The sequence below is a fragment of the Thalassospira marina genome (genome assembly GCF_002844375.1).
Lineage (GTDB): Bacteria > Pseudomonadota > Alphaproteobacteria > Rhodospirillales > Thalassospiraceae > Thalassospira > Thalassospira marina.
The window spans coordinates 218,926-233,233 of the sequence record NZ_CP024199.1 but is presented as its reverse complement, the minus strand read 5'-3'; the positions used below and the strand labels follow the sequence as shown (position 1 = coordinate 233,233).

General features: G+C 55.2%; 10 protein-coding genes. 7 read left to right on the top strand and 3 right to left on the bottom strand.

The annotated features are described in order from the left end of the window. Positions 1–44: 44 nt before the first annotated feature. The 7 genes from CSC3H3_RS01030 (at position 45) to pelG (ending at position 11,700) form a co-directional block, all read left to right on the top strand. Entirely contained in the window at positions 45–3,989 is a 3,945-nt protein-coding gene (locus tag CSC3H3_RS01030; protein WP_157831786.1) for a tetratricopeptide repeat protein, read from the top strand. A gap of 96 nt (positions 3,990–4,085) precedes the next feature. After that, the gene (locus CSC3H3_RS01025) at positions 4,086–5,639 is read left to right on the top strand and encodes a tetratricopeptide repeat protein (protein WP_101283122.1); all 1,554 of its coding nucleotides are present in this window, start codon (positions 4,086–4,088) and stop codon (positions 5,637–5,639) included. A 19-nt stretch (positions 5,640–5,658) separates the two neighbouring features. Beyond that, entirely contained in the window at positions 5,659–6,261 is a 603-nt protein-coding gene (locus tag CSC3H3_RS01020) for a GNA1162 family protein (protein WP_157831785.1), read from the top strand. A 24-nt stretch (positions 6,262–6,285) separates the two neighbouring features. Then, on the top strand, positions 6,286–7,692 hold the full coding sequence (locus tag CSC3H3_RS01015; RefSeq protein ID WP_101283118.1) for a hypothetical protein: 1,407 nt from the start codon (positions 6,286–6,288) through the stop codon (positions 7,690–7,692). Further along, the gene (locus CSC3H3_RS01010; RefSeq protein ID WP_101271359.1) at positions 7,689–8,804 is read left to right on the top strand and encodes a tetratricopeptide repeat protein; all 1,116 of its coding nucleotides are present in this window, start codon (positions 7,689–7,691) and stop codon (positions 8,802–8,804) included. The genes CSC3H3_RS01015 and CSC3H3_RS01010 overlap by 4 nt, the downstream gene beginning before the upstream one ends. Beyond that, on the top strand, positions 8,801–10,324 hold the full coding sequence (gene pelF, locus CSC3H3_RS01005; RefSeq protein WP_101283116.1) for a GT4 family glycosyltransferase PelF: 1,524 nt from the start codon (positions 8,801–8,803) through the stop codon (positions 10,322–10,324). The genes CSC3H3_RS01010 and pelF overlap by 4 nt, the downstream gene beginning before the upstream one ends. Continuing rightward, complete coding sequence (gene pelG, locus CSC3H3_RS01000) at positions 10,324–11,700, top strand: exopolysaccharide Pel transporter PelG (RefSeq protein WP_101271363.1); 1,377 nt, start codon at positions 10,324–10,326, stop codon at positions 11,698–11,700. The genes pelF and pelG overlap by 1 nt, the downstream gene beginning before the upstream one ends. A 134-nt stretch (positions 11,701–11,834) precedes the next feature. Here the strand turns inward: pelG and CSC3H3_RS00995 are convergent, their stop codons facing one another. From CSC3H3_RS00995 to CSC3H3_RS00985, 3 genes are all read right to left on the bottom strand, one after another. Continuing rightward, entirely contained in the window at positions 11,835–12,695 is an 861-nt protein-coding gene (locus CSC3H3_RS00995; RefSeq protein ID WP_157831784.1) for an endo alpha-1,4 polygalactosaminidase, read from the bottom strand. A gap of 184 nt (positions 12,696–12,879) precedes the next feature. After that, positions 12,880–13,254, bottom strand: coding sequence for a response regulator (locus tag CSC3H3_RS00990; protein WP_101271367.1), 375 nt, complete (start codon positions 13,252–13,254; stop codon positions 12,880–12,882). A 144-nt stretch (positions 13,255–13,398) separates the two neighbouring features. Further along, a complete protein-coding gene (locus CSC3H3_RS00985; RefSeq protein WP_101283112.1) occupies positions 13,399–14,304 on the bottom strand; it encodes a diguanylate cyclase in 906 nt (301 codons plus the stop codon). Between the last annotated feature and the right edge of the window lie 4 nt (positions 14,305–14,308).

Below are 14,308 nucleotides of genomic sequence, written 5' to 3'. Positions count from 1 at the left end.
GTTTGGGGACAATAAATTTAACCAGCCTGGGGGTCATCATTGCGATGACTGGCGCGGTTATTACGTCCGGCATGCTGTTGGTGCCGTCCAAACGCGAATTGGCCAATATCTATTTCCGCGACAAGGATTTTGTTAAATCCCGCGCCTTTTACGAAGAAGAATATGCCGCAGGCAATCGCAGCATCGATGTCTATGGCGCGCTATCGCGTATTTACCTGCAAAATGGCGAAATTGACCGCGCCATTACCCTGTTTGAAGAACTGCGCAACCAGAACCCGACATCGGTGCGCATCCTTTCGGATCTGGGCACCCTTTACCAATATGCCCAGCGGCCCGATGACTACACCGCAACGCTGGAAGCCCTGCGCGACATTGCGCCCACCGAAACGCTGCTGCGTAACCTGTCGAACATTTATAACTTCAAGGGTCGCTATCGCGATCAAATCGGCGTTCTGCGCGAACTGGCCGATCGCGGCTGGGCCACCGACAATGACCTGGTGTCGATTGTTTATCTGTATGCCAGCCTGGGCGACCCAACAAAATCGGTCGATTATGTTGAAGAACTGCTAAACCGCCCCAATGGTTTCAGCCCGCGCCTAGCCGAACTGAAATTACGCCTGCTGTTTGATACCGGCCAACCTGCCCGCGCCCATGATTTTGCCGTTGAATGGATGCGCAAGGCGCCTGTTTTTGCCACCGCGCGGGTAATTACCAGCCTGTATCAAACGCGCGCGCAAACCGCGCAATTACTTGATGTGCTTGAAACATTGCGCACCATCCCGGCGCAAAAAATTCAGCCGCTGGAAATTCTATATGCATCCATCCTGCTTGATGCCAACCGCATTGCCGATGCCAGGGAAGTACTGGCCCCCTATATTGCCGAGAACAGCCTGAATGACGATGGCTGGGCCGTTGCCATTCGTGCGGCCATTGGCGCAGGCGACTTGCAAGGTGCGATTGCCTATCTTGGCAAGCATCCCGATGCCAGCCCGCCTGATTTGATGACATACGGGCTGGAAATTGCCCTGCAACGTGGGGATTTGCAAAGTGCCAGCGCCTTTGCCGACCATATCCCCGAAGATATTCGCCTAACGGCACCGGTCTTGTGGGCGCGGTATGCCGTGCTGCGTAATGACCAGCCCGATATCGGCAAATGGATCAAACTGGCCCTTGCGCAAAAGAACATGGCCTTTACCAACCGCTATGATCTGGCGATCCTGCTTAATGACCTGGGCCGCACCAGCGACCTGTTACCGGTGCTTGATGAACTGGCGCGCACCACGCCGCTTGATGGCGATATTTTCAGTATCGCCAACCTTTATGTTGCACTGGGCCAGGCCGAACATGGCCTGCCCCTGTTGCGGCCCGCCCTGGAAGGCAACCCGGTATTTCGCAATCAGGCGGCACTGGCACTGCTAAATGCCGCCACCGGGCGCGGCGATCTGGCACAAAAATGGCTGGCATCGGCAAACAGCACCGACCTGGACGCCGACTTGCTTTCAACGCTTTATGGCACGGCTGCACAGGGCAAGGCCTATGGTTTTGCCGAACTTCTTGCCCGCGAAATGACCCGGCGTCAGCCAAGTCTGGAAAACCAGTTGCTGGTGCTTGAAGCGATCTGGCAGCAAAACGATATTGCCCGTCTTAATGCCGCACTTGATGCATTGCCGGTCGCGCAAAACATGCCCGTTGGCGATACAACGCGCCTGGCGCAATTCATGATGGATGTTAACCAGCCCGCGCGGGCCTATGCACTGGCGCGCGGCTATGGTGCCGAATTCCCGTCACATGCCGATCTAGCCGATATCTGGGTATCTGCCGCCCTTGCAACGGGCCATATGCAGGAATTGTTTGATACGCTTGCCGGCATAAACCTGCCGCCCCGTGACATGTCGCAGGCAACCTTCAGCGCCTATATCGAGGCGGCAACGACACTCGATAAAACAGCACCGCTACATGAAGATATTCTGGCGCGTTATGATGAATTGCCATCGTGGTTACGCTCGCTTCTGATTGATCGTGCCCTTGATACCGGCGATATCCGTTTTGCCCAATCCTATCTGCAGCGCGAAATGACGCTGCGTGATGGCGAATTGTGGGTTTACCTTGCCAGTGCGCGGGCCGAATTTGCCGACAAGCATTTTGATACCGCGCGCGCCATGCTGCAAAAATCCCTGCAGCATTTAAGCGCCAGCACCCCGCAATCATTGCTGCAAATGGCGCGGATTTGGCAAATTATCGGTGCAACCGACACGGCAAATACGACAAATCCCGCCACTGCTGCCAACGCAACCACCACCGGCCCCAATGCCGGGCTGGACCGCGATGCCATGGCGGCACTGGGTAAAATCCTTGATGTGCTGGCACAGGCCAAAACGCTGGATGATGGCAGCCTGCCCGAAGCCGCCCTTCTGTTTCGCACCCTTGATCGCCGCACGGACGGGCTGGCCTTTATCAAACGGGTTGCGCCCCAGCCGCGCAGCTATAGCGGGGCACTGGCACAGGCCATTCTGGCCATTTCGCCAACCACACCCAAGGATATACGCGACTGGATTGCCACCTATAAATGGCAGGCTGACCAAATTGGCGATCTGGCAACCCTGCAGGGCCTTGCCAGCCAGTCGGGCGACCTGGCAACCGAAATTATTGCAACCCAAAAGCAGTTTGACCTTGGCCCGGATAACCCCGCCATTCGCTTTGCCCTGGCCGATGCCCGACTGCGCAACGGCGATATTGCCACGGCCATGGACCTGGCAAAGGCATTGCCCCTGTCCAACCCGGATTACCGCAACCTTTACACCGAAACCCTGCGTCAAAGCGTGAATGCCGGTGGCCCCGGCCGCAAGGAACTGGTTGTTCTTCTGGCACAGGATCTTAAAGACAGCACCGAACCGCGCAAAACCCAGTTGGTTTATGACCTGATCGGGTTGAAGGCCTATGACACCGTGCTGCCAGAACTGGCACAGCGTGCCGATCAGTCCATCGAATGGGGCAATTATTATTTCGATGCCCTCAATGCCCTGGGCCGAGGCAAGGAAGCACTGGCCTATCTGGCAAAGCAGGCCGATGCACCGGGCCTTGCAAATCGCGAACGCCAGGAAATTGCCTTCCGCCTGTTATCGGCTGGTGAAAAAACTGCGGCATCGCGCATTTTCCAGAATGTCGCGGCGCAATCCGGCCCCGATAGTGAGGCCGCAAAAACCCTGCTTTATCTGTGGGGGCCACGCCTGACGGACCAGCAGGCAGACTGGATCACGGATCGCATCAGCCAAACCAGCGGCAAAACACGGCTGGCATGGCTTGAAATTGCCGGTAATGCCTTTGCCCCGGACCGGGCAAATAAAATTCTGGGGCAATATGCCGGCCAATATGGCACCGACCCCAAATTTGTCGAACAGTTGGTGGCAACCTATCAAAAGGCGGGGAACCGCGCGGCCCTTCTGGGCCTGCTTGATGACCAGCGCAAACAGGCCGCAAGCGACCCCGTGCGCCTTAAAACCCTGCTGGCTGCAGCACAGGCCAACAATTTTGAAGGACTGGCACAGCAAATTGCCGAACGCCTGACCGTGATTGACCGCACCGCGCCCGAACCGTTCCGCATCATGGGGCAGCTTGCTTTCAGCCGTGAACAGTTTGACAATGCGCGCGCCTATCTTGAACGCTATCTGGCGCTGGCACCTGCGGGGGATTTTGAAAGCTATTACCAGCTTGCCGAATCAAACGACCGGCTGGGCCGCCAGAAGGCCGCCAGCCAGAATTACCGCAAATCGCTGGATCTGCTGCGCACACAGAAAAACCCGACCTTCTATATGCGCCATCTTGAAGGGCTGCTGTTGCAGCGCCTGCAGCGCTATGACGAGGCCGTTGCCATTTTCAGCCAGCTTTTGCGCGAAAACCCGGGGGATGCCGGTGTGATTGCCGACATTGCCGAAACGCGATTGTTACAACGATCGCCCCAGCGAGCCTTGCAGCAGGTGCGCGGGAAATAGTCGTTTTTTAAGGAAGAACACACATAATTTTCAGGGCCAGGGGCGATAAAGGGGAATAATTTGGGCAAGGCGACTTCATTAACCGGAATATATGGATTGGCGGTCATTGCCGGCATGGCCGGTATGGTGCGCCCTGCCCAGGCAGAGGTAACCGATGCGCGCATCACGGCCGAAGGCACACGCGATTTCAACATGGTGCTGGACCTGCGCAATTCGCCAGACAATTCCGTGATGACCAATGGCCGCGAACTGATTGTGCGCTTCAGCGACCCGATTGGCGAATTTGACCTTAACAGCCTGATTGGCCAATACCCCGAACAGGTCCTGACTGTTCAGACCAGCTATGACGTGCTGTTAATGGAAATGGCCTTTGACGGGAAATTCGATATTTCCCAGAATGATAACCAGCTTGCCGTTCATTACACCAAACCCGAAAAACAGGCCGAAGCCAAACCGGCCCCGACAACGCGCATCCCGCTAAGCGATGCCGAAAACCGCGCGGCGGAAACCCGGCGCGCCATTATCGAGGCCCGGGCCCGCATGGAACTGGGCCAATATGGCCATGCCCGCGAAATTCTAAGCGCAATCATTAAAAACGATCCCGAAAGTGTCGAGGCCCGCAACGCCCTGGCCGAGGTGGAATATCGCAGTGGCAACTGGCGCGAAGCCGCCCGGCAATATGGCCGGGTCATTGCCCATAACCACGACCCCGCCATTGTTCGTGCCCGACAGGATATTTTAAAACAAAACGGCGCCTTTATCGGTGGCGGCGCCCAATATCAGGACAATGGCAGCAGCAACACCCAGATCGTTGGCACCGTGAATGGCCGGGCTTTTATCCGCGATGATCTGTTGCTGGCAATGGATGTGGAAAACCGCCATATCGATGCCGACCCGTTCATTCAGCGGAATGGTGATAATCGCGGTTTTACCGGCGACCGGCAAAAACTTGCCCTGCGGCTGGACCAGGAAATATCTGCGCGCACCATTTGGCAATATCGCGCTTACGCCACCCAGAAATCACCGGGTATCGGGGCTGAATGGCAATATAACATTCTGCCCGGCACGGTTTCGCTGGGCGCGGATTACCATCAACCCTATTGGGACCAGACCAGCGCGGTTGTGCAATATGGCACGCGCGACAGCATTGCCGCCAATTACGATATCACCCAGGCCGATAGCTGGGATATCGGCATTGGCACATCACTGAACAATTACGGGCTGGATGGGGATGCAAATCTGGCGCGCACCTGGCGCCTTGAAGGATATGTGCGCGACAGTTTCGATATTTACAATTTCCCGGTTTTTGCCGGTTACCGCCTTGATGCGGAATATCCCCTAACCCAAACCGACAAAACCGACGCCGCAGGAAACGGCTTTAGCCCGCTTGATGTCGCCCGGCGCGAAGTTCACGAATTTTCCATGGGTCACGATATTCGCCTTGCCGATTATCTGACCCTGTCAACCGGCATTGCATACAGCTATGACCGCTACGGCGAACAGGGTTTCGGTTTTACCGGCGCGCTGATCGGCAATCTGGCGGACCAGTATGAAACAACGCTGTCATTCGGCCACACGGCGAATTCGTCAAACAGTGTCGGCAGCAGCGGTTCCACCTTTATCGGTATCACGATCAAACAGTATTTCTAGGACGGGAAAGGACAGCACGATGAAAAATCAACAAACACGCTGGCGTCATACCCTTGTCAGGGGCCTGGTTTGTGCCATGCTTGGCCTGCTGGTTGCAGCCTGCACCACCGGCGACCGCCAGATCATAACCGCAAGCACCCCGGTTTCATTTACCCAGGGTGCCAGCATTGCCGTCATGCCCTTTGATAACCTGACCAACAGCGAAGAAGCAGGCCAGGTGGCATCCTATCTGGCGGTCAGTGCGCTGCGCGCCAACACCAACCTTGCGGTTCAGCCCGAAAGCAACGTTGCCCAAACCTATGATTCGTTAAATGCCGAAGGCACCGCCACGGCAGCCGTTGGCACCCACACCGCCGTTTCCGCCCGCCAGCTTGGCGAAATTCTGGGTGTGCAATATGTCCTGACCGGCAGTGTTTCAGAATATGGCTATCAGTATGGCCTGCGCGAAGAACCGTCTGTCAGCATGAATATGCGCCTGGTCGATATCGGCACCGGCACCGTGATCTGGAGTGCAAGTTCCGGCATTGTGGGCCAGGGCACCTTTGCACGCGACAGCGTCAGCATCATTGCCCAGCGGCTGGTGAACCAGATGGTCGAAAATATGACCCGGACTGCCAAATAACCTTTCTGATCGGTAAATTGCACAATGACCCGTCCTGGCATTATTGATGACAGCCAACGCCTGAATGTTGAAGCCGCCCGGCAAAGTGCGAGCAGCGCCGGGTCCGATCTGCGTTTATCGGCATTGATCGAACTGGCCGTTTTTATGGCCCTGTTCATTTTTGTCGATTACGCGTTCGGCACTGGCGACCGCTTCTGGTCCATTGCGCCACACCCGTTATGGGCCGTGGTGATTTTGCTGTCGGTTCAATATGGCACCAGTGCCGGGCTTATTGCGGCAATCGCCTGCAGCATTGCCATCCTAAGCGGCCACCTGCCCGAACAGAATGTGGATCAGGATTATTACGATTACCTGCTTTATGTCGGCTGGCGGCCCATTTTATGGATGCTGACAGGGCTGTTTCTGGGCGAATTGCGCCGCCGCCAACTGGTGCAAAATGCCGAATTGCGCGCCAGCCTGGCCCAGACCGAACTGCGCGAGGAAACCCTTTCCAAGGCCTATGCATCGACCATGGAACGGGTGCATTTCCTTGAACGACAAATCGCCACCCAGGCCCAGACCGTGCTGACCGTGTTTCGCGCGGCCCAAAATGTTGAACGCCTTGAGGTCGGCGATGTCATTACCGGCATTGAAAGCCTGGTCGAGGAAATCCTTGCACCCAACAAGTTTTCGGTTTTTGTCCCCAGCCGCAATAATTTCGATGCCCTGGTATCCCATGGCTGGGAAACGCCCACCGAATTTTCCCGCCAGATCGCCGGGGGCAGCGACCTTTATTCCTGCCTGCTGACCGAACGGCGTATTTTAATGGTCACCCGCAAGGATGACGCCGCCATTCTGGGGGATGATGCCATTATCGCCATCCCGGTACAAAACAGCGCGACGGGGGAAATCCTGGCGGTCATCCGGATCGAGGAAATTGATTTCGACAAGCTCAACAGCTCGCTTCTGATCAATGCCAATCTGGTTCGGCAATGGCTTAGCAATGCCTTCGCCAAGGCCGAAACCTATGAAAACTCGGTCTGGGTCAGCAATGATGGTGCGCGCCGGTCCGTTGTTTCCAGCCAGCTTTGGCCGTCCCTGTCCGAATGGCTGATCCAGGTTTGCCGCCGTAACGGCCTGACCCTGTGGCAGCTTGATATCTGCAATACCGAAGCCAGTATCGCAATTGAAGAGGCCCTTCGCGTAACCGACCAGATCGCGCGTGGTTTTTCCCGCGAATTGCGCAATACCGACCTGGTCTTTCAGCGTGACGGGCGTGATAACGGCACCATCATTTCCATTTTGCTGCTGGGTACCAATCAGGAAGGTGTTGAAATTGTCCGCGGCAAACTGAAAAATATCCTGCGTAACAACAGCGACAAAACCATTTGCGACCTGACCATCGCAACCCGGTCCGTCGTCATGCCCACGCAGGGAAAACCGGCACCATGACAGCCCGCTCGCCCGCATCGCCAAATGCCGTCTCGCTTGGCCCGGACCATATCTATACGGCCCGGCCCCTGTCGTCGCATATCTGGATGCTGGTGATCACGTTTCTGGCGCTGGCCTTTTCGCTGTTTGTCGGTTTTGCCTTTGCTTCATCCGCCCTGCCCTGGACGGAACTTGCCGGTCTGCATCTGGCAAGTGCGGCTGTCATAGCGCTTTTATGTTACTGGCGCGGGGTGAAGGGCTATTTTGTACGTGAATATTGCGTGCTGGCCTTTGGGTATCTGCTGTGCGGGTTTCTTGGCGCGGCGGGCAGTTTGCTTCTGGTGATTGTTTCCATCCTGACCCGCACCGATAACTGGCGTTTTCGCGACTGGTATATGGCCCTTTTCCCGGCGGACCATGTGTCCACCGCCGAAGACCTTTACAGCCAGCTTTTATCGGGCAGCCGCACCGTTGGCCCCGAACACAGCGTCACGGTCTATACCGACCTGATGCAGGAAGCCGAAACCGACGAAAAGCTTGCCATCGTTACCCTGGTTGCCCGTTATTTCCGGCCCGATTTTGCCAATGTCATCATCATGGCAATGAATGATGCCGACCCGACCGTGCGTGTTCTGGCGGCATCGGCAAAGGCGCGCATTGAAAACCGGTTTCTGGCAAATGTGCTGAAAATCCAGGAAACGATTCGCAAAAGTCCCGATAACTTTGATGCCAAAATGGCGCTGGCGACCCTTTATGACGATTATGCCTTTACCGGCCTGCTGGACCGCGAACGCGAAGTTGAAAACCGCAAGATGGCCCTTGAAACCTATGAACAATGCCTGCGCGAACGGCCCGACGATGCCACACCGCCCTATCGCATTGGCCGCATCCTGAACCGCCAGCGCGATTTTACCGGCGCGGCGTCGATGTTTGAAATCGCCCTTGAACGATCGAGCAACAAGCAGGCGATTGCCAGCTGGCTGATCGAGGCGAACTATAACGCCAAAAATTATGACCGCGTTCACGAACTGATTGCGCGCCACTTCCCCGAAACCACCGCGGCGAAAAACCCGGTCGTCAGCCCGTTTCGCCTTGATAGTATGGCGATGTGGCAAAAAGGGTCGACCGAATGAATTCACCTGCCACGCGCGAAGCCGATATCTGCCTGCTGCTTGAAGGCACATATCCCTATGTTGCCGGGGGTGTTTCAAGCTGGGTGCATGACATTGTCAGCGCCATGCCCGACATTACCTTTGAAATCGTTGCTATTCTGGCGCAAAACACCGGCGAATTTGTCCATAAATACAAGGTGCCCGACAATGTTATCGGCATTCGGCATCTTTATTTGCACGAACTGCCCGACGGGCGAAATTTCATCTGGCAAAAACGCAAATTGCGCGACACAACCCGCGCCCTGCTGAATTTTCTGAATTCCGGCGATATCAATGATTTCACCACCTTCACCCGTGGGGTGAACGGGCTGAATATCGGCAAGGATATTTTGCTTAACAGCCACTTTGGCTGGGAATTTTTAAAAACCTTCTATGCCGAAAACTTCTCCTCGACCTCGTTTCTGGATTTCTTCTGGAGCTGGCGCATCCTGGTGGGCGGCATTCTGGCAACAACGCGGTTCAAACTGCCCAAAGCGCGGTGTTATCATGCGGTATCCACCGGATATGCCGGGGTTTTGGCCGCGCGGGCCAAAATCGAATATCAGCGCCCGGTCGTTCTGACCGAACATGGCATTTACACCAATGAACGCCGCATCGAAATCGCCATGGCGGACTGGCTTTATCAAAACCCGATCCCCGATTACGATATCAAAAGCCTGGAAAAGGATATCAGGTCGCTGTGGTTAAAGGGGTTTTCGGCCCTGTCCAAGGCCTGCTATGCCGCCTGTGATGAAATCATCACCCTTTATGAAGGCAACCAGGTGTTGCAATTGCGCGATGGTGCCGCCCCGGAAAAGGTCCGCGTCATCCCCAATGGCATCGATTACGACAAATATTCCGCCGTTGCCCGCGACCGGCAGGAAAAACCGGTTATCGGTCTGATTGGCCGTGTCGTACCGATCAAGGATATCAAATCCTTTATCCGTGCCATTCACATGCTGACCCGCGAAACCCGCAATTTTGAAGCCCTAATCCTGGGGCCAACCGACGAAGACGAAACCTATTTCGAAGAATGCCAGGAAATGGTCGAACATCTGGGCATCAAGGATGTGGTTATTTTTGGCGGCCGGGTAAATATCGCCGATTATCTGGGCAAAATTGATGTTCTGGTCCTAAGCAGTGTCAGCGAAGCACAGCCACTGGTGATTCTTGAAGGTGGGGCAGCTGGCATTCCCACCGTTGCCACCGATGTCGGGGCGTGCCGTGAAATGCTTTATGGCCGTTCCGATGAAAACCCGCCTTTGGGGCAGGGGGGCATTGTTGTGCCCGTGGCAAACCCCAGCGAAATGGCAAAGGCGCTGGCGCAAATCATTACATCGCCCTCTACGCGTGACGGGTTTGGCGAAACCATCCGCAAACGGGTAGCGGCCCAATACAATAAAAAAAGCGTGCTGGGCCTGTATGACGAAATCTACAAAACCGGGCGGGACGCACCCGATGGCTATAACGGGCCGCTTATTCGCAGCGAAGGGAAAAACTGATGGCGGGCATTGGCTTTACCCTGCGCAAAATGACCGGCCGGGGCGACCTTTGGGGCATTGTGCAGGCCTATTCCTATTCGGCGATGCTGTCTTCAGGGCCATGGCTGTTTACCATTATGGCACTGGTTGGCATTACCTTCCTGTCGCGCTATCTGGTGACCTGGGACGACCTTTTGCTGTTTCGCACGGTCATTACCTATAATTTCTCGTTCTCGCTGGTGTTTTGCGGGCCGATTGTCATGGTTGGTACCCGCCTTCTGGCCGACCAGATCCACGATGACACCCTTGATCGTGCGCCGTCCCTTCTGTTTTCCATGATGCTGGCCTATGTGCTGCTGGTGTCCGCCCCCATGATCTGGCTTTACGGTTATGCCGCCGATTTAACACCCGCCCAAAGGGCCGCGGCCATTGTTGGCGGCTATCTGATCGGTCTGATCTGGACGGTGGTGGTTTTTGTCAGCGCCCTAAAAAATTACACCTTTGTTTCCGGCATCTTCTTTGCCGGCATGTTGCTGGCCTTCTTTGCTTGCGGCTTTTTACTCACGGGTTTTGGTGCCACCGGCCTGATATGGGGGTTTAATGCCGGTCTGGCCCTGATCCTGTTTGGCCTGCTGGCCTGGATATTTGTGGAATATCCCGCCCTGCCCGGCGACCTTGCCATTTTGCCCCGCCAGGGCCGGGTCTACTGGGTGCTGGGTGTTAGCGGGCTTAGCTATAATATCGCGATCTGGGTTGATAAATGGGTGATGTGGATGCGCGATGACAGCGTGGATGTTGTGGCGGGTATTTTGCGCACCGCTCCCTATTACGATTCCGCGATGTTCCTGTCCTACCTGTTCACCATTCCGATTTTTGCGGTGTTTTTCGTAAATATCGAAACGTCGTTTTTCGAAAAATATAACCGCTTCTATAAATCCTTCCAAAAACACGCCACCTATTCGGCGATTGAAAGCTATCAGCGTGAAATCGTCAATTTCACCCTGCTCAGCCTGCGCAATCTGGTGGTGCTGACCGGGCTTCTTGCCATTCTGATCGTGCTTTCCGCTGCCTTCATTCTGGAAACAATGAATATCCCTTTCAAGGAAATCGGCGTTTTCCGCTTTGGGGCGCTGGGTGCCTGCCTGCATGTGCTGTCGATGTTTGCGATGGTGTTTTTATCCTATTTCGACTTTCGCAAACCCGTCATGCTGCTCAACATCACCTTTCTGGTCGCCAATTTCACCTTTACCTGGCTGACCGCGGCTTATTTCCCGTTGCATGGCATGGGCTATTTCCTGGCTGCCGGGCTGACCTTCATTCTGGCGATGTCCTGCCTAGTCTATAACCTTAAGCGGCTGGCCTACGGCGCCTTTATCACCAACAACCCATCAATCTGACTAGGGATGCTGCGGACCAGCCCTACCGCAAAGGCGAAGCACGGCAAGGCAAGGCAATCGACCGTAAACGAAAAAGCCGGGCATACCCATGCCCGGCAAGTCCTGATATTTGTGTTATCCGCGCGTAAACCCGGCTATTCGTTGCAATAATAATTGCTGCCATCCAGGGCCTGGCTGGCATTGATGCCCTGAAAGCCCCGCTCAACCATCTGGCGGCAGAAATCGCGTATCGCGCCGTCATCGGTCAGATATTCAATGGCGAAAACCGGTTTATGCTGCGCAACATAAGGCGCAAAATAATGCGCATGATCAAAGGTCACCGGGCTTTCGGTAATGGCAAAATCCAGGACCCCGGCAAGGTCGCGCACCATATCGGGTGCATTTTTCTGGCCAATTGTCAGCCCGCGTTTATGGGCTTCGCTTGCCATCCAGCGCACGAAACGCAACGCATCATCACGTGACAGGTTAAAACCGGTTTTAGTCAGATAGCCGTCGATATTGTCGGGATCAACGCCCATAAAACCCTTTTCACGGCACAAATCCAGCCGCGCCTTGATAATCGACGCCAAACGGGCGATCTGACGGATATCAAGCCACTTTTCCCCCGGCCAGCCTTCATAATCATTGCCCAAAACCGATTTGGGATATTGCCCGGCATCCGGGCGCCAGTCTTCGTAGGAACCCGCACTCATGTAGCAAATCGGGTAAATGCCTGCATCGCGCCATTCGGCCACCTGGGCACTATCCACATCAAACAGGTCGGCATCAATCACACGGGTTCCGGCAGGCGCGGTTACGTCGCCCTGCAATTGCAGGAAAAACCGTGCATCGGGCACGCGAACGGGTTTTGCATTCGCATTCCCCTGTGTAGCCGCGGCAACCATCATCAACCTGGCATCGGATGGTATATCTTTTTGCATTTCAAAGGCCTGTTTTTGCCCCGATTTATGCCCGATGCCACCAGCATCAATGCCCGTGGCATATGCAGATGACACTCCCACGCACGAGGCCAGTATACCGGCCAGCAGGCCAATCCCGCGAAACCGCGCAATTACAGGGCCAGGCTTGCCTATCAGGCGGTTAAGGAATTGATGCATCGGTCTTATGCCCCGTTTTTATCTTTGCCTGCCTGATCGTTTTTCTGCCTGCGGCGAAATATGCTAGGCATCAACGCTGCCATCAGGCCGCATTAAGCAGTTTTTCAATCGCATCGGAAAGAAGGCGCACATCAATGGGTTTGGGCAGGTAAAAATCAAACCCGGCTTCCTCGATAGCTTCACGGTTTTCACCGTTATCGGCAATCGACAGGGCAATTGCCGGGACCTTGCGGTCACCATTGCGCATGCTGCGTACAAAGTCTGCCCCGGTGCGCGTACCTTCCAGGAAATAATCAGCAATCACCAGGTCATATTTGCCACGCTGCCAGGCACCATCGGCTTCCTCGAAACTTGAGGTAATCGTAACCTGATATCCGTCCTTGCGCAAAATCGCCTGCAACAGGGACCGGGTAATGGGTTCATCTTCCAGAACCAGAATTTTTCTACCGTCACTCATCGCTATCAATCATCCACCCCAAAAAGGTTGCCGCCCTGGCGGGCTTGTCATTTTCAATGTGTGTCATCCACATTTATCAACAAACCTTAGATGGTTTCGATGCCTGAAAAAACCAACAGCCATCTTCACATGCGCGGCGAATTTCTAGCTGCCAAATTTCACAACCATGTTGCGCCGGTTGTTTTTGGCCCGATACAGCGCCTGGTCGGCCTGTTCGACAAGGCGTTCGTAATTTTCATCCGTTGGGACTTCGCTGGCAACCCCCGCGCTCATGGTGACAAAGCCATAGGGGCTTTCATGATGGGGCAGTTTCATGGCGGCCAGTTCGGCCAAAAGGTTTTCCGCCACCGATGCTGCCCATTGCATGGGGGCACCGGGCAATAACAGCACAAATTCCTCGCCGCCATACCGCGCGACAAGGTCATTGCCGCGTTTGGCCGCCGATGCCAGCAATTTTGCCACTGTTTGCAAATGCTGGTCACCCATGCGGTGTCCTTGGGAATCGTTTAGTTTCTTGAAAAAATCGATATCAAAAAACACCAGCGATACCGGGCGCTGCAAGCGCCGCGCGGTTTGCCATTCACGGCGAAGTGCCGTTTCCAGTTCCAGCCGGTTGGAAACCCCGGTCAGGCCATCAACCCGGGACTGGCGGCGCAATCTGTCGGTTGCCAGTTTCAGCGACAGATGCGTGCGCACGCGCGCCTGCACCACTTCCACATTCACCGGTTTGCGAATGAAATCCACCGCGCCGGAATTCAATGCACGGGTTTCATCATCGGCATTGGTGCGCCCGGTAATGAAAATAACCCGTGCCTCGGATGCAATCGGGCGTGCCTGCAGCTGGCGGCACACATCAAAGCCATCCGTATCGGGCAGGCTGGCATCCAGCAGGATCACGTCAAATTCATACTGGCGGATCATATTCAGGGCTTCTGCGCCGCTTTTGGCAAACATCAGCACATCGTAATGGTCAAGCGCAGACGCCAATATGCGAATGATGATCGGGTCATCATCAACAATTAAAATCCGGCCGCCTTCAGGGTCATTCATCTTC

Coding starts and splice junctions, on each gene's coding strand:
- CSC3H3_RS00985 (WP_101283112.1), bottom strand. CDS start 14,304: ATGAATGACCCTGAAGGCGGCCGGATTTTAATTGTTGATGATGACCCG.
- pelF (WP_101283116.1), top strand. CDS start 8,801: ATGAATTCACCTGCCACGCGCGAAGCCGATATCTGCCTGCTGCTTGAA.
- CSC3H3_RS01020 (WP_157831785.1), top strand. CDS start 5,659: ATGAAAAATCAACAAACACGCTGGCGTCATACCCTTGTCAGGGGCCTG.
- CSC3H3_RS01030 (WP_157831786.1), top strand. CDS start 45: ATGACTGGCGCGGTTATTACGTCCGGCATGCTGTTGGTGCCGTCCAAA.
- CSC3H3_RS01010 (WP_101271359.1), top strand. CDS start 7,689: ATGACAGCCCGCTCGCCCGCATCGCCAAATGCCGTCTCGCTTGGCCCG.
- CSC3H3_RS01015 (WP_101283118.1), top strand. CDS start 6,286: ATGACCCGTCCTGGCATTATTGATGACAGCCAACGCCTGAATGTTGAA.
- CSC3H3_RS00990 (WP_101271367.1), bottom strand. CDS start 13,254: ATGAGTGACGGTAGAAAAATTCTGGTTCTGGAAGATGAACCCATTACC.
- pelG (WP_101271363.1), top strand. CDS start 10,324: ATGGCGGGCATTGGCTTTACCCTGCGCAAAATGACCGGCCGGGGCGAC.